This is a genomic window from Novosphingobium olei (assembly GCF_037076535.1).
Classification (GTDB): Bacteria; Pseudomonadota; Alphaproteobacteria; order Sphingomonadales; family Sphingomonadaceae; genus Novosphingobium; species Novosphingobium olei.
Map to the genome: position 1 here is coordinate 3570903 of NZ_AP029021.1, position 14244 is coordinate 3585146.

The following is a 14244-nucleotide window of genomic DNA, read 5'->3' on the forward strand; positions in this document are numbered from 1 at the left end:
GCAGATGGGCATCACGCAGGATTCGGTGCGGCTGTCGATCTTTCCGCTCGGCGGGGTGATCCTGTTCCCCGGCCTGCAACTGCCGCTGCACATTTTCGAGCCACGCTACCGCGCGATGGTGGGAGATGCGCTGGCCCGCGACCGCAAGATCGCGATGATCCAGCCGCAGACCTCGATCGAGGGCGCGCCGCTGTTTCAGGTCGGCTGCGTGGGCAAGATCGTCGACGTGGAGGCCATGGAGGACGGACGCTTCAATCTCGTCCTCGAAGGGCAGTCGCGTTTCCGCCTGGTGCGCGAGCTCGACGTCACGACCCCGTTCCGGCAGGTCGAAGCGACTCTGATCGACGATCCCGAGAATCAGGTGCTGAGCGCGGTCGAGCGCGCGGGATTCGAGCGCGAGGCGCGCAGCTTTGCCAATGCGCAGGGCTATGCCGTCGATTGGGACTCGGTCGGCCGGCTCGATGACGAATCGCTGATCAACGGCGTGTCCCAGATCGCCCCGTTCGACGCGGCAGCGAAGCAGGCGCTGCTCGAAGCACCCGACCTTGCCACGCGCTGCGAACTCCTCGTCCAGCTGATGCAGTTCTTCGGCCGCCGCGAAGGCGACGACGACGGCCAGGTCACCCTGCAGTAGGGCGCAGGCTAACGCCCGTCCTCGTCCTCGTCCGCTCCGACACGGACACCGCGCCGCGCCAGCGCCTCGCGCAGCAGGCATTCGATCTCGGCATTGACCGAACGCAAATCCCGGGCCGCCGCGCGCTCGACCGCTGCGTGCAACGCAGGGTCGAGCCGCAGCGCGAAGGCCTTCTTGCCGGGCGAAGCCATTGCAGGCTTACTGGTAAAGCGTGCCGGTGTTGACGATCGGCTGCGTTTCCCGTTCGCCACAAAGCACGACCATCAGGTTGGAAACCATCGCCGCGCGGCGTTCGTCGTCGAGATGCACCACGTTCTTTTCCGACAGTTGCTGCAGCGCCATCTCGACCATGGTTACGGCGCCTTCGACCAGCTTTTTGCGCGCGGCGATCACCGCTTCGGCCTGCTGGCGGCGAAGCATCGCCCCGGCGATCTCGGGCGCATAGGCAAGGTGCGTCAGGCCGCATTCGTCGACGGTGATTCCCGCCAGCGAAAGCCGGGCGTTGAGTTCGTCGCGCAGTTCGGCATTGATCACCTCGTGATGGCCGCGCAGGGTCACTTCGTGGTGCTCGATATCGTCGTAGGGGTAGCGTGAGCCGATCGAGCGCACCGCCGATTCGATCTGGACGAGAACGAAGGCCTTGTAGTCGTCGACATCGAACAGCGCCTGCGCGGTGTCGGCCACGCGCCAGACCACGTTGGTCGCGATCTCGATCGGGTTGCCGCGCAGATCGTTGACCTTGAGCTTCTCGGAAACGACGTTGTTGGCGCGCACCGAAATGCGTGTCTTGCCCATCCACGGCCAGACCCAGCGCAGCCCCGCATTGCGATCGGTGCCGCGATACGAAGCAAACAGGGTGATCGCCGCCGCCTGATTCGGCTGGATCATGTAGAAGCCCTTGGCAATCACCACGAGCGAGATCGGCAGCAGGAAGATCGAGCCGAGGAACGTCGCCACCTCGCTGTCGGTCGGTTCTCCCCCGGCGAAGCTGGTCAGGCGCCACAGGAACAGCGCCGCAAGAATCAGGAACAGGACCAGCATGAGATAGCCGCTCGTGCTCCAGGCGGGGCGTTCGCGGGTGGTGGACATGGCAACAGGCGATTCGGACATCGCACTTCCCCTTAAAGTGATATCACTTCGATATCACATCATGCCAGCAACACAACATAACTTGATTGCCCGGCCGCGTGGCCTACCTTGGGTCTTGCGGTACCGGGCCCCTCTGGCGCGGCGCACAAGTCCAACGAGCCCCCCAGCCCCCGGCCCGGACTTGTCGCCACGTGATGTCGGACCGCATCGGGTCATGCCGATGCCGAAGGTCCGGAGCCTTGCCCCCGCTTCCCGGCCCAAGGCTCGGCAGACCCGATCGAACGCAACCGTTCTGATCGAGGAGCAATGCTAATGTCCAATCTCACCTTCCGCCTGCTCGAACGCCACCAGAAGCTCGATGCCGCGCTGCGCCTTGCGCAGACGCGCCGCTGGGTCGATCCGTTCGAGATCGCGCGGCTCAAGAAGCTGAAGCTGATGGTGAAGGACCGCCTGTCACGGCTGGCACGGCGTCCCCGCGCCAAGGCGAGCCTCAGTACTGGCGGATGACGCTCAGGAACGCCTCACCATAGGCGTCCAGCTTGCGCTGCCCGACCCCGCCGATCGCGCCGAGCTCGGCCCGGCTGGCGGGGCGGATGGCAGCCATCTCGCGCAGGACCGAGTCGTGGAACACGACGTAGGGCGGCACGCCCGCCTCCTGCGCCAGATCGCGCCGCAGCGCGCGCAGCGCATCGAACAGCGGATCGCCGACCGGATTGAGCGCGGCGCCATCGCTCCGCCCCCGTCGGCCGCGTCCACGCTCCACCTTGGGCGGCAGGATCACGTCGACGCTGGCCTCACCCTTCAGGATGGCGCGCGCATCGCCGCCGAGCGCCAGCCCGCCATGCTCGTTGGCGATCAGGCTGCCACGCGCCTGCAAGGCACGCGACAGCGCGCGCAGCAGCGGCGCGTCCTCGGCCGTGACGATCCCGAACACCGATAGCTGATCGTGCCCGCGCTGCAGCACGCGCTCGTCGGCAACGCCGGTCAGCACTTTCTCGAGATGGCCGAAGCCATAGCTCTGCCCGGTGCGATAGACGGCAGAGAGCAGCTTGCGCGCAAGCTCGGTCGCATCAGTCGATGAAGGCGGGGACAGGCAGTTGTCGCAATTGCCGCACGATGCCGGCGGGTCTTCGCCGAAGTGCCGCAGCAGCACCGCGCGGCGGCAACCGGCGGTTTCGACCAGTCCGGCGAGCGCATCGAGCCGCGCCCGCTCGCCCACGATGCGGCTTTCGTCCAGCTCGCCCAGCCGCTGCCGCGCCCGCACGAAATCGTCCGCCCCCCACAGCAGCACCGCCACCGACGGATCGCCATCGCGGCCGGCGCGGCCCGTTTCCTGGTAATAGCCTTCGATCGACTTGGGCAGCGCGGCGTGGGCGACGAAGCGCACGTCGGGCTTGTCGATGCCCATACCGAAGGCCACAGTCGCGACCATCACCATGTCTTCGCTCGCCACGAAAGCCGCCTGGTTGGCGGCGCGGACATCTGCCGCCAGACCCGCGTGATAGGGCAGCACACGCCGCCCCTGCGCGCCCAGTTGCTCGGCCAGCCGCTCGACTTGCGCGCGGGTCGGGGCGTAGACGATGCCCGGCCCCGGGTTTTCCGCCATGATCTGCTTCAGCTGGCGCAGCGGGTTGTCGCGCGGGGTGATCGCATAGCGGATGTTGGGCCGGTCGAACCCGGCAACGATCAGCCCGTCGGCCGGAATGCCCAGCTGTTCGAGGATGTCGGCGCGAGTGTGCCGGTCGGCCGTCGCCGTCAGCGCCAGACGCGGCACCTCGGGAAAGGCGTCCATCAGCGGGCGCAGCAGGCGATAGTCGGGGCGGAAGTCATGGCCCCATTCCGAAACGCAGTGCGCCTCGTCGATGGCGAAGAGCGAGATGCGCGCGCGGCTCAGCAGTTCGCGGAAATGTGGCTGGCTGGCACGTTCGGGCGCGACGTAGAGCAGGTCGAGCGCGCCGGCGCGGAACTTTGCCAGCGTCGCCTCGCGGTCGGTGTCGACGCTGGTCAGCGTCGCGGCGCGAATGCCGTTGGCCCTCGCCGAGCGCAACTGGTCGTGCATCAGCGCGATCAGCGGCGACACGACGACGCACGTGCCTTCGAGCATCACTGCGGGCAGCTGGTAGGTAAGCGACTTGCCCGCCCCGGTCGGCATCACTGCCAGTGTAGAACGCCGATCGAGTACCCGCGCCACGACCTGGTCCTGCACGCCGCGAAAGGCGTTGAAGCCGAACACCGCATGCAGCGCCTCGACCGGATCGGCGGGCACGTCCGGGCGCGGTTCGAATGCGAGGGCATCGGCCGGGTACAGGTCCTCGGGCCCCACCGGCTCATAGCCGGCGAAGTCGTCCTCGAAGGGGTAATCGGGTTCCTCGGGCCAGTCTTGCGCCATTGCCCTGCGGCCTATGGCAGAAGCGCCCGCCCGATCAAAACCTCATTCGCCCAATATCACGTGGAGACGGGTGATCCGCGAATTGACGATGCGCCAGGCGCCGGCGTCCTTGCGGTAGGTTTCGTGATAGTGCCCCATGCCGTGCAGCGTCAGCGTGGCGCCGGTTTCGTCCCAGATCTGGTCTTCCATCGCGATCACGCCCCGTGCCTCGGTGTCCGACAGGATCTCGATCTCGTGGCAATGGCCGTGATGGACGGTGCGCTGGGTACCGATCGCCGCCTGGATGAAGTCGACGATCACGTCGCCGCCCGAATAGACCCATTCGTTGCTTTCGGCCGCACGGCCGGATTCGCCATTGCCGTCGATCGACAGCGAGGCGCGGGCATCGAACACGGCATCGTCGGCGAAGACATCGCGCAACGGCCCCCACTGCTTGGAATCCATCAAGCGGAAATAGCGCGCCTTCAGCTGCTTGATCTCCTCGATGGCGATCAGGCGGGCGACAGGGTCGATCTGGGTCACGTGCGGTTGCCTCTCCAAGCGTGTTTGCAAGGCAGCCTAGTCGACGACGCCACGCTTTCGCCCTGTCACTTGTGCGAGACGGCCTGGTCCACGCGCTCCCAAAGGGTTCGGGGCGGATCACTTGGCGTGTCAGCCAGCGCCGCGAGCCAGGGCGGCGGCGCTCCGGTCCGCGCCCAGTCGAGCCCCCAGACCGCGATGGCCGCCACGAAGCCGAGCGACATGGCCGCCATCAGGCTCCAGTACCAGGGGCCATAGGCGGTCACCCGCCCTGGATCGGCAGGATCGTACCAGATGCGAAAGACCGAGGACGGCTTCCACGCGCGCGTCACCTGCCGGCCGACGATGGCGCGGCAGGATCGGCCATTTTCCGCCTCGAAGGCGACCTCGTCCTCGATCCAGCGCTTGCCTTCGCCATCGCGCCAGTCCCAGCCGCGCCGCGTGCCGAGCGAGGCTCCCATGCTCAGCAGATCGTCGAGCCGTTCGGCCTCGCTGTAGCCACCCCGCATGACGGTCGCCACGGCGGGACGCCAGCGGGCGAACAACGTGGCAGCCCGCCACACGCACCAGCACGTGCCGAGCATCAATGCGGCAATGGCAAGCGTGAGCAGGTCGAGCGCGGTCATGCCCCGCGCTTATAGGCAAAACTGCTTAATGAACCGTCGGCCTGGCGAGCCTTGCCAGCCGCGGACGGACCATCGGCGTAGTGAGCGCGGTGGAGCCGACCGCCATCAGCAGCAGCGCGGTGAACGTCTGCGCGGTGATCACCTCCCTGTCGAGCAGGACGTTGACGAAGATTATCATGATCAGCGCCTTGGTCTGCAGCATCCAGCCGATCACGCTCGCCTCGCCCTTTTGCCAGCCGAGCAGCCGCCCGGCGAGATGAACTCCCAGCAGCTTCCCTGCGACCGACGCGATCAGCAGCACCCCGGCCGCCGCGAAGACCATCGCACCGTTGACGCCGAAGCTGGTGCGCAGTCCGGTCGAAAGGAAGAACACCGGCATGATGGTCAGCAGCAGGAAGTTGCGCATCGCGTCGAGCCGCGCGGTATCGAACCAGCGCGCGTCGAGCACGGCGCCGGCCAGGAACGCGCCAACCATGAAGTGCAGGCCGGACCAGTCGGCGCCGAACGCCACCACCGCAAGCCAGACCAGCGCCACATACCATCGATCGTCCTGAGGCAGCCTCTGCGTCGCCTTGCGCATGACGAAGGCTGCGACAGCGAAGGCGGCAAGGAACAGACCTTGCCGGCCGAGCCGCGACCAATCGAGCAGGATCAGCGCCAGCACCCCCCAGATCGCCACGTCGTCCAGGCTGGCATAGCGCAGCAGCCGCTGCCCCAGCGGCTGGCGGAACAGCCCGAGCTTTTCCATCAGCAGCACCAGGATGGGCAACGCGGTAACCGCGCATGCCATGCCTACGCCCAGCACCGCCTGCGGATAGGTGCCTTTCGGGCCGATCCAGCCCGGCTGTGCCAGCAGGATCGCCGCCGCCGCGGCACCCAGCAGCAGCGGGGCAACCAGCGCGCATCCCGCGGTCAACGCCGTTTCGCCGCGGTGCCGCCATGCGTCGGCCAGGTCCAGCTCCAGCCCCGCCACGAACACGAACATCATCACCGCCCACCACGCGATGCCGTTGAGCGCGGCAATCACCTGCGGATTGAACACGAAGGCGTAATAGGCGGGATAGGCTGCGCCCAGCACCCCGGGCCCGAGCAGGATGCCGCCGATGATCTGCACCACCACCAGCGGCGCGAAGCGGTCGGTTCGCGCCAGCCGCCACACGGCGTAAGGCACCGCCAGGATGATCGTCAACGCGATCAAGTAGATCTCGGTCGTGCCCATCAAGCTTCCTGCCCCCTGCCCTCACCCAGCTTGCCCGTTTACCCGGGTCCGCAAGGGCCGTCCCTGATCGCCATGCCGATGCGCGACACAAGGGCGAATACGAATTCAGCCCGCTTCCGGCCAGTCCAAAGCCCCTGAGGGCGGTCGAGCCGGCGTGGTTGACGCGATCTTGCGTTATGCGACCGGTGCCGCCCTCTGGGTGTGCTTAAGGGCTGTGGCCGCACCTTCCTGTTAGCCCTGTGTCCTACGACATAAGGGAGACCGACCGATGGGCCATCACCTGCACGAGAACTTCAATGCGGCCGAGGAATGGAAGGCCGCGCGCCTGACCGAGATCGAATTCGAGGAAATGGCCCGGGCGTTGAAGGCCGTGGCAAAGGCCCACGACCGTTCGTTTGACGACCTGCTCGATACTTTCGCGCGCCAGGGCCTTGCCGCCGCGCTCAGCCTGCTGGCCGCCAGCGACGGCGCCAGCACCACGGCCGAATACTACAACTACCGGTCACCCGCCGCCTGACAAACCGCTTGCGGAACGCTCGTGCGCCCTGTCCATTGCCCCGATGATCTTGCCGTTGTCGGCAGGGACAAGGAGCACGAGCAGCACGATGGCCCGCAGCGAAACCGATTCGATTGGCGCGATCGACGTTCCCGATGACGCGTACTGGGGCGCACAGACCCAGCGCAGCATCGAAAACTTTCCCTTCGGCGCGATGGAGCGGATGCCGCTCGGGATCATCCACGCGCTGGCCTTGGTCAAGCAGGCGGCCGCGCGGGTCAACCGGGCGCACGGGCTCGACCCGGCGCTTGGCCAGGCCATCGAAGCCGCCGCGGCCGATGTCGCCGCCGGGCGCTTCGACGACCAGTTTCCGCTGGTGATCTGGCAGACCGGCAGCGGCACGCAGAGCAACATGAACGTCAACGAGGTGATCGCCGGGATCGCCAACGAACGCCTTTCCGGCCAGCGCGGCGGCAAGAGCCCGGTCCACCCCAACGACGACGTCAATCGCGGCCAGTCGAGCAACGACAGCTTCCCGACCGCGCTCCACGTCGCTGCCGTCATCGCCCTGCACCGCGACCTGCTCCCTGCACTCGACCGGCTTCACGCCGCCCTAGATGCCAAGGCGCGGGACTGGGCACACCTCGTCAAGATCGGCCGCACCCATCTGCAGGACGCAACGCCGCTGACGCTGGGGCAGGAATTTTCAGGTTACGTCCGCCAGCTCGCCGCCGCGCGCGAACGCCTGTCCGATGCCGAGCGGCACCTGCTGCAACTCGCGCAAGGGGGCACGGCCGTCGGCACGGGCCTCAACGCGCCCGAAGGCTTTGCCGATGCCATTGCCAACGAACTGGCGCAGTTGACCGGCCACGCCTTCGAGACCGCGCCCAACAAGTTCGAAGCGCTCGCCAGCAACGATGCGCTGGTCCAGTTCTCGGCCACGCTGGCGACGCTCGCCGTGGCGCTGACCAAGATCGCCAACGACATCCGCCTGCTCGGCTCCGGCCCGCGTTCGGGCCTTGGCGAGCTCGATCTTCCCGCCAACGAACCGGGAAGCTCGATCATGCCGGGCAAGGTGAACCCGACGCAGTGCGAAATGCTCACGATGGTTGCCGCGCAAGTCATCGGCAATCACCAGGCCGTCACTGTCGGCGGGCTGCAGGGCCACCTCGAACTGAACGTGTTCAAGCCGATGATCGGCGCCGCCGTCCTCCGCTCGGTCCATCTCCTGTCGGTCGGCATGGCGAGCTTTGCCGAACGCTGCGTCGAAGGGCTGGAAGCGAACAAGGCACGCATCGCCGAGCTGGTAGAACGCTCGCTGATGCTGGTGACCGCGCTTGCGCCCGAGATCGGCTACGACAACGCCGCGAAGATCGCCAAGACCGCGCATGCCGAAGGCCTCTCGCTGCGCGAGGCGGGCCTGAAGCTCGGGCTGGTCGATGCCGCCACCTTCGACCGCGTGGTGCGACCGCAGGATATGGTGTGACCGGTCAGCTGAGGTTCGGGCGCAGCCAGCGCTCGGCCACGGCGAGATCCATTCCGCGCCGCGCGGCGTAGTCTTCCAGCTGGTCGCGCCCGATCGTGGCGACGCCGAAGTACTGGCTTTCGGGGTGCGCGAAGTAGAAGCCGCTCACCGCCGCGGTCGGCAGCATCGCCTGGCTTTCGGTCAGCGTGATCCCGGCGTTGGCGGGGGCATCCAGCAGGTCGAACAGGATCGGCTTCAGGCTGTGGTCGGGGCATGCCGGGTATCCCGGAGCCGGGCGGATGCCGCGATACTGCTCGCGGATCAGCGCCTCGTTGGTCAGCTGCTCGCCCGGCGCATAGGCCCACAGCGTGGTGCGCACGTGCGCGTGCAGACGCTCGGCAAACGCTTCGGCAAAACGGTCGGCCAGCGCTTTCAGCAGGATGTCCTGGTAATCGTCATTGTCCGCCTTGAAGCGGGCGAGGTGCGGCTCGATGCCGTGGATGCCCACGGCAAAGCCGCCGATCCAGTCGCCCGCCGGATCGATGAAGTCGGCCAGGCAGAAGTTCGCGCGGCCGCGGCTCTTGGCGAACTGCTGGCGCAGGAACGGCAGGTGCAGCGGCGGCTGCGGCCCTTCCAGATGCAGCACCACGTCATCGCCGTGGCGGGCACAGGGCCAGAATCCCGCCACCCCTTTGGCCGTCAGCCACTTTTCGGCGACGATCCTGTCCAGCATTGCGCGCGCATCGGCATAAAGGCTCCGCGCACTTTCGCCGACGATCTCGTCATCGAGGATCGCCGGATAGGTGCCCGCCAGCTCCCAGGCGCGGAAGAACGGCGTCCAGTCGAAGTATTCGACCAGATCGGACAGGTCCCAGTCCGGAAACACATGCAGCCCGGGCTGCTCGGGCGGCGGCGCCTTCTCGGTGAAGTCGGGCGCATAGGCGTTGTCGCGCGCTTCCTCCAGTCGCAGCAGCTTGGATTCGCCCTTGCCCGCCCGCGCCTCGCGCACGTGCTGGTAATCGGCGGCGGTCGCCTTGACGAAAGGATCGCGCTGCGTGTCCGACAGCAGCTGGCTGGCAACGCCCACCGCGCGGCTGGCATCGAGCACGTGCACCACCGGCCCGTCGTAGGCGGGGTCGATGCGCAGTGCGGTGTGCACCTTGCTGGTGGTGGCCCCGCCGATCAACAACGGGATCGACAGCCCGGCGCGGCTCATTTCCTCGGCCACGGTCACCATTTCGTCGAGCGATGGAGTGATCAGGCCGGACAGGCCGATCATGTCGACGTCTTCCTTGATCGCCGTGTCGATGATCGTGGACCACGGCACCATCACGCCAAGGTCGATCACCTCGTAGCCGTTGCACTGCAGGACCACGCCGACGATGTTCTTGCCGATGTCGTGAACGTCGCCCTTCACGGTCGCCATGATGATCCGGCCCTTGGCCTTGGCGCCGGCCTCCTTTTCCGCCTCGATGAACGGGATCAGGTGCGCGACCGACTTCTTCATCACGCGGGCGGACTTGACCACCTGCGGCAGGAACATCTTGCCCGATCCGAACAGGTCGCCGACCGTGTTCATGCCTTCCATCAGCGGGCCTTCGATCACCTCGATCGGACGACCGCCGCGCGCCGCGATCATCGCGCGCGCTTCCTCGGTATCGTCGACCACGTGGGCGTCGATGCCCTTGACCAGCGCGTGTTCCAGCCGGCGCACGACGTCCCAGCCGCGCCATTCCTCGGCCGCCTTCTCGGCAACGGCGTCCTTGCCCTTGAAGCTTTCGGCCAGCGTGATGAGCCGTTCGGTCGCGCCTTCATCGCGGTTGAGGATCACGTCCTCGCAGGCTTCGCGCAGCGCGGGGTCGATCTGGTCGTAGATGTCGAGCTGCCCTGCATTGACGATCGCCATGTCCAGCCCCGCCGGGATGGCGTGGTACAGGAACACCGAATGCATCGCCCGGCGCACGGTCTCGTTGCCGCGGAACGAGAACGACAGGTTCGATAGCCCGCCCGAGAAGTGGACGTGCGGGCACGCCACGCGGATTTCCTTCACCGCCTCGATGAAGTCGACCGCGTAGTTGTTGTGCTCCTCGATCCCCGTAGCCACGGCGAAGACGTTGGGATCGAAGATGATGTCCTCGGGCGGAAAGCCGATCCCGGTCAGCAGCTTGTAGGCGCGGGTGCAGATCTCGACCTTGCGCTGCTTGGTATCCGCCTGGCCCTTCTCGTCGAAGGCCATGACCACCACCGCCGCGCCATAGTCCATGCACTTGCGCGCGTGGTGAAGGAACGGCTCTTCGCCTTCCTTCATCGAGATCGAGTTGACGATCGGCTTACCCGAAACACACTTCAGGCCCGCCTCGATCACCTCCCACTTCGAGCTGTCGATCATCACCGGCACCCGCGCGATGTCGGGCTCGGCGGCGAGCAGCTTGAGGTAGGTGGTCATCGCCTCGACCGCGTCGAGCAGACCCTCGTCCATGTTGACGTCGATCACCTGCGCGCCGTTTTCGACCTGCTGGCGCGCGACCTCGATCGCCTTGGTATAGTCACCGGCAAGGATCAGCTTCTTGAACGCCGCCGAACCGGTAACGTTGGTGCGTTCACCAACGTTGACGAAGCGGGCGCCCGAAGATGTGGCGGAGGTGGTGGTCTGGGTCACGTCAAAAACTTCCGTTGAAAACCGGGCGTTGCAAGATCAGGCAGGCATCAGGAAAGGTTCGAGCCCGGCCAGCCGCGTCACCGTCTCGACCTGCGGCAGCGCGCGCGGGGCAAGGCCCGCGACCGCCCTGGCCATCGCCGCGATGTGCGCCGGCGTCGAACCGCAGCAGCCGCCCAGCACGTTGACCTGCCCCTTGTCCGCCCATTCCTTGACCAGCCCCGCAGTCGTTTCCGGCAGTTCGTCATAGGCGCCCAGTTCGTTGGGCAGGCCGGCGTTGGGATAGACCATGATCAGCGTGTCGGCATTTTCCGCCAGCGTGCGCACGTGCGGGCGCAGCTGCGTGGCACCAAACGAACAGTTGAGCCCGATCGTCACGGGCCTCGCATGGCGCACCGCGTACCAGAACGCCTCGACCGTGTGACCCGACAGGTTGCGGCCCGAAAGATCGGTCAGCGTCATCGACAGCATGATCGGCACTTCGCGCCCGATCTCCTGCTCGAGCTGTTTCACCGCCATGATCCCAGCCTTGGCGTTGAGCGTGTCGAACACCGTCTCGATCAGGATGAAGTCCGCGCCGCCTTCGACCAGTGCGGCGGCCTGTTCCTTGTAGACATCGACCAGCGTGTCCCAGTCGATCTCGCGGAAGCCCGGATCGTTGACGTCGGGCGACAAAGACAGCGTCTTGTTGGTCGGCCCGATGGCGCCCGCGACGAAGCGTGGGCGTACAATACCGTTTTTGGCATCCTTAGCCTGATATTCATCCGCCAGCCGCCGCGCCAGCTTCGCGCTCTCGACGTTGATCTCGCGCACCAGATGCTCCGCGCCATAATCGGCCTGGCTGATGCGGTTGGCGGAAAAGGTGTTGGTTTCGGCGATGTCCGCCCCCGCCTCGAAATAGGCGCGATGGATCGCCTCGGGCACTTCCGGCTTGGTCAGCGCAAGGATGTCGTTGTTGCCCTTCTGGTCCTTCGACAGGCCCAGCGTGCCGGCATAATCCGCTTCGGCGAGCTTCCAGTTCTGGATCTCGGTGCCGAACGCGCCATCGGTGATCAGGATGCGCTGGGCGGCTTGCGCGAGGAAATCGGCGCGCGCTTGCGAAGGAGTCAGCATCAGGCGGTCTTTCCGGTGACGGGGCGCAGGCCGAGCAGGTGGCAGGTCGCATAGGACAGGTCGGCGCGGTTGAGCGTATAGAAGTGGAAGTCGCGCACGCCGCCCGCATAGAGCCGGCGGCACAAGTCGGCAGCCATCACCGCCGAAACGAGCCCGCGCGGGCCGGGGCGTTCGTCCAACCCCTCGAACATCGCTTCCATCCACGCCGGGATCTCGGTGTTGCCGCTCATCCGGCGGATCGCGGCGAAGTTGGTCACCGGCATGATGCCCGGCAGGATCGGCGCGGTGATCCCGGCCGCCAGCGCCTTCTCCTGGAAGCGGAACCAAGCGTCGGTCGAAAAGAAGAACTGGCTGATCGCGCGGGTCGCGCCCGCATCCAGCTTGCGCTTCAGGTTGTCGAGATCGGCCTCGAGGCTGACCGCATCGGGATGACCTTCAGGGTAGGCGGCCACCGAGATCTCGAAGTCGTGGCGCTTCTTCAGCCCTTCGACCAGCTCGGCGGCATTGCGATAGCCGTCTGGGTGCGGCGTGAAGCGCCCACCGTCCGACGGCGGCGGATCGCCGCGCAGCGCCACGATGTGGCGCACGCCCGCGTCCCAGTACTGGTCGGCAATCTCGTCGATCTCGGCCTTGCTCGCCGCAACGCAGGTAAGGTGCGCGGCGGGCACGAGGTCGGTCTCCTTCACCAGCCGCGCCACGGTCGCATGAGTGCGTTCGCGCGTGGTGCCGCCCGCGCCATAGGTCACCGAGACGAACTTGGGCGCAAGCGGGGCCAGCGTGACCACCGTTTCCCACAGCTGCGCGGCCATCGCCTCGCTCTTGGGCGGGAAGAATTCGAACGACACCGCGATATCGCCGGGGAGCCCCCCGAACAGCGGCTGGTCGAGCACCTGGTCCTTGGTCATCCTGTCCTCCGGAGCGGGGTCGCTCCTGCATCCTGTTCGCGCACGCCGATCCAGATCTTGACGATCAGTTCGTGCCCGGCGAGCGCGCGCTCGGCTTCCATGCGGTAGCCGGCCTCGTTGAAAAGGGTGTTCATCTGCGCATCGGAAAACCCGAGGCGCGCGTGGGCGTGACGTTCGCGCAAGTCCTCGCGACCGTGCGCGGCAAAGTCGACGATCGCCAGCCGTCCGCCGGGACAGGTCACGCGCGCGGCTTCCGCCAGCACCAGTTCGGGCGCCTGCGCATAATGCAGCACCTGGTGCAGCAGCACGGTATCGAAGCTCGCCCCATCGAACGGCAGGTCGGTGAAATCGCCACGTACCAGCTCGAACCGGTCGGTCGGCAGGTCCTGCAGGCGCGCGCGGGCAAGCCGCAGCATTTCGGGGCTGCGATCAAGGCCCGTCACCTTGGCGGCGCGATCGGCAAACAGTTCGGCCATGCGGCCCGTGCCGGTGCCGATGTCGAGCAGTCGGCCGAGGCTGTCGGCGCCCAGCAGTTCCGCCAGCGCCAGCTCGACCGGCCCATCGGCGATGTGCAGGCTGCGCAAGCTGTCCCATTCCTCGGCATGGGCGGCGAAGTAGTCCTCGGCGCTGGCCTGCCGCGCCGCGCGGATCGCGTCGAGGTGATGGCGATCGCCCGCACATTCGGCGGCGAAGGCAGGATCGCTCGCCTCGCCCACCGCGAGCAGGCCGGCAAGCGCCGACTTAAGGTTCGCCTGCCCCTCGCCCGATGCCGCGCGCAGGAATACCCAGCCGCCTTCGCGACGGCGTTCGGCAAGGCCGGCATCGCACAGGATCTTGACGTGGCGCGATACGCGCGGCTGGCTCTGGCCCAGCACTTGCGCGATTTCGCCCACGGCCAGTTCCATGCTGGCAAGCAGCCGCATGATCCGCAGGCGCGTCGGATCGGCAAGGGCGCGAAGGGAGTCCAGCAGGGTCACGCAAGGGGCATATAAAGCATTCTTTATATGGGTCAACAAACGGACGCTCCGCCCGTTGTCGTTTTTGGCGCGCGTCGTCCTTGTCCGCCGCATTTTTGTGGCCTTGATGGTGGCAGGGCGATAGAACCGGGCCCGAGCCGGCAAAAGGCCGGTCAA

At 66.8% G+C, this 14244-nt stretch carries 14 protein-coding genes; 4 read left to right on the forward strand and 10 right to left on the reverse strand.

Annotated features, from left to right (window positions below; translation table 11 throughout):
* Positions 1–4: 4 nt before the first annotated feature.
* The gene (locus AACH40_RS16945; RefSeq protein WP_206069759.1) at positions 5–634 is read left to right on the forward strand and encodes an LON peptidase substrate-binding domain-containing protein; all 630 of its coding nucleotides are present in this window, start codon (positions 5–7) and stop codon (positions 632–634) included.
* 8 nt (positions 635–642) lie between these two features.
* Here the strand turns inward: AACH40_RS16945 and AACH40_RS16950 are convergent, their stop codons facing one another.
* The gene (locus AACH40_RS16950; protein WP_338643412.1) at positions 643–825 is read right to left on the reverse strand and encodes a toxin-antitoxin system HicB family antitoxin; all 183 of its coding nucleotides are present in this window, start codon (positions 823–825) and stop codon (positions 643–645) included.
* 7 nt (positions 826–832) lie between these two features.
* Entirely contained in the window at positions 833–1744 is a 912-nt protein-coding gene (locus tag AACH40_RS16955; RefSeq protein ID WP_169495272.1) for an SPFH domain-containing protein, read from the reverse strand.
* Positions 1745–2035: 291 nt separating this feature from the next.
* On the opposite strand from AACH40_RS16955, the gene AACH40_RS16960 reads away from it, so the two are divergent.
* Positions 2036–2230 (forward strand): YdcH family protein, encoded by a 195-nt coding sequence (locus AACH40_RS16960; protein WP_338643413.1) that lies wholly within the window; start codon positions 2036–2038, stop codon positions 2228–2230.
* Here AACH40_RS16960 and recQ read toward each other — a convergent pair.
* The 4 genes from recQ to AACH40_RS16980 all read right to left on the reverse strand — a co-directional run bounded on the left by recQ (position 2214) and on the right by AACH40_RS16980 (position 6476).
* Positions 2214–4112 carry a DNA helicase RecQ gene (gene recQ, locus AACH40_RS16965; protein WP_338643414.1) on the reverse strand — a complete coding sequence of 633 codons (1899 nt, stop codon included), beginning with the start codon at positions 4110–4112 and terminating at the stop codon, positions 2214–2216. The two genes, AACH40_RS16960 and recQ, sit on opposite strands and share 17 nt — an antisense overlap.
* A gap of 42 nt (positions 4113–4154) precedes the next feature.
* Positions 4155–4634 (reverse strand): nuclear transport factor 2 family protein, encoded by a 480-nt coding sequence (locus tag AACH40_RS16970; protein WP_338643415.1) that lies wholly within the window; start codon positions 4632–4634, stop codon positions 4155–4157.
* 65 nt (positions 4635–4699) lie between these two features.
* Complete coding sequence (locus AACH40_RS16975; protein WP_338643416.1) at positions 4700–5257, reverse strand: DUF3592 domain-containing protein; 558 nt, start codon at positions 5255–5257, stop codon at positions 4700–4702.
* Between the two features lie 25 nt (positions 5258–5282).
* Entirely contained in the window at positions 5283–6476 is a 1194-nt protein-coding gene (locus AACH40_RS16980) for a cation:proton antiporter (protein WP_338643417.1), read from the reverse strand.
* A gap of 268 nt (positions 6477–6744) precedes the next feature.
* On the opposite strand from AACH40_RS16980, the gene AACH40_RS16985 reads away from it, so the two are divergent.
* Both AACH40_RS16985 and fumC read left to right on the forward strand, forming a co-directional pair.
* Entirely contained in the window at positions 6745–6993 is a 249-nt protein-coding gene (locus AACH40_RS16985) for a hypothetical protein (protein WP_169495267.1), read from the forward strand.
* 88 nt (positions 6994–7081) lie between these two features.
* Positions 7082–8458, forward strand: coding sequence for a class II fumarate hydratase (gene fumC / locus AACH40_RS16990; RefSeq protein ID WP_338643418.1), 1377 nt, complete (start codon positions 7082–7084; stop codon positions 8456–8458).
* A 4-nt stretch (positions 8459–8462) separates the two neighbouring features.
* Here the strand turns inward: fumC and metH are convergent, their stop codons facing one another.
* Genes metH through AACH40_RS17010 form a run of 4 tightly spaced genes read right to left on the reverse strand, consistent with a single transcriptional unit; the run spans position 8463 to position 14034 of the window.
* Positions 8463–11096, reverse strand: a complete 2634-nt coding sequence (gene metH / locus AACH40_RS16995) for a methionine synthase (protein ID WP_338643419.1) — start codon at positions 11094–11096, stop codon at positions 8463–8465.
* A gap of 36 nt (positions 11097–11132) precedes the next feature.
* Entirely contained in the window at positions 11133–12206 is a 1074-nt protein-coding gene (locus tag AACH40_RS17000) for a homocysteine S-methyltransferase family protein (RefSeq protein WP_338643420.1), read from the reverse strand.
* Positions 12206–13111, reverse strand: a complete 906-nt coding sequence (gene metF / locus AACH40_RS17005) for a methylenetetrahydrofolate reductase [NAD(P)H] (protein ID WP_338643421.1) — start codon at positions 13109–13111, stop codon at positions 12206–12208. Before metF ends, AACH40_RS17000 begins: the two co-directional genes overlap by 1 nt.
* Positions 13108–14034, reverse strand: a complete 927-nt coding sequence (locus AACH40_RS17010; protein ID WP_338646145.1) for an ArsR/SmtB family transcription factor — start codon at positions 14032–14034, stop codon at positions 13108–13110. The genes metF and AACH40_RS17010 overlap by 4 nt, the downstream gene beginning before the upstream one ends.
* Positions 14035–14244 lie beyond the last annotated feature (210 nt).

Coding starts and splice junctions, on each gene's coding strand:
- AACH40_RS16945 (WP_206069759.1), top strand. CDS start 5: ATGGGCATCACGCAGGATTCGGTGCGGCTGTCGATCTTTCCGCTCGGC.
- AACH40_RS16950 (WP_338643412.1), bottom strand. CDS start 825: ATGGCTTCGCCCGGCAAGAAGGCCTTCGCGCTGCGGCTCGACCCTGCG.
- AACH40_RS16955 (WP_169495272.1), bottom strand. CDS start 1,744: ATGTCCGAATCGCCTGTTGCCATGTCCACCACCCGCGAACGCCCCGCC.
- AACH40_RS16960 (WP_338643413.1), top strand. CDS start 2,036: ATGTCCAATCTCACCTTCCGCCTGCTCGAACGCCACCAGAAGCTCGAT.
- recQ (WP_338643414.1), bottom strand. CDS start 4,112: ATGGCGCAAGACTGGCCCGAGGAACCCGATTACCCCTTCGAGGACGAC.
- AACH40_RS16975 (WP_338643416.1), bottom strand. CDS start 5,257: ATGACCGCGCTCGACCTGCTCACGCTTGCCATTGCCGCATTGATGCTC.
- AACH40_RS16980 (WP_338643417.1), bottom strand. CDS start 6,476: ATGGGCACGACCGAGATCTACTTGATCGCGTTGACGATCATCCTGGCG.
- AACH40_RS16985 (WP_169495267.1), top strand. CDS start 6,745: ATGGGCCATCACCTGCACGAGAACTTCAATGCGGCCGAGGAATGGAAG.
- fumC (WP_338643418.1), top strand. CDS start 7,082: ATGGCCCGCAGCGAAACCGATTCGATTGGCGCGATCGACGTTCCCGAT.
- AACH40_RS17000 (WP_338643420.1), bottom strand. CDS start 12,206: ATGCTGACTCCTTCGCAAGCGCGCGCCGATTTCCTCGCGCAAGCCGCC.
- metF (WP_338643421.1), bottom strand. CDS start 13,111: ATGACCAAGGACCAGGTGCTCGACCAGCCGCTGTTCGGGGGGCTCCCC.
- AACH40_RS17010 (WP_338646145.1), bottom strand. CDS start 14,034: ATGCGGCTGCTTGCCAGCATGGAACTGGCCGTGGGCGAAATCGCGCAA.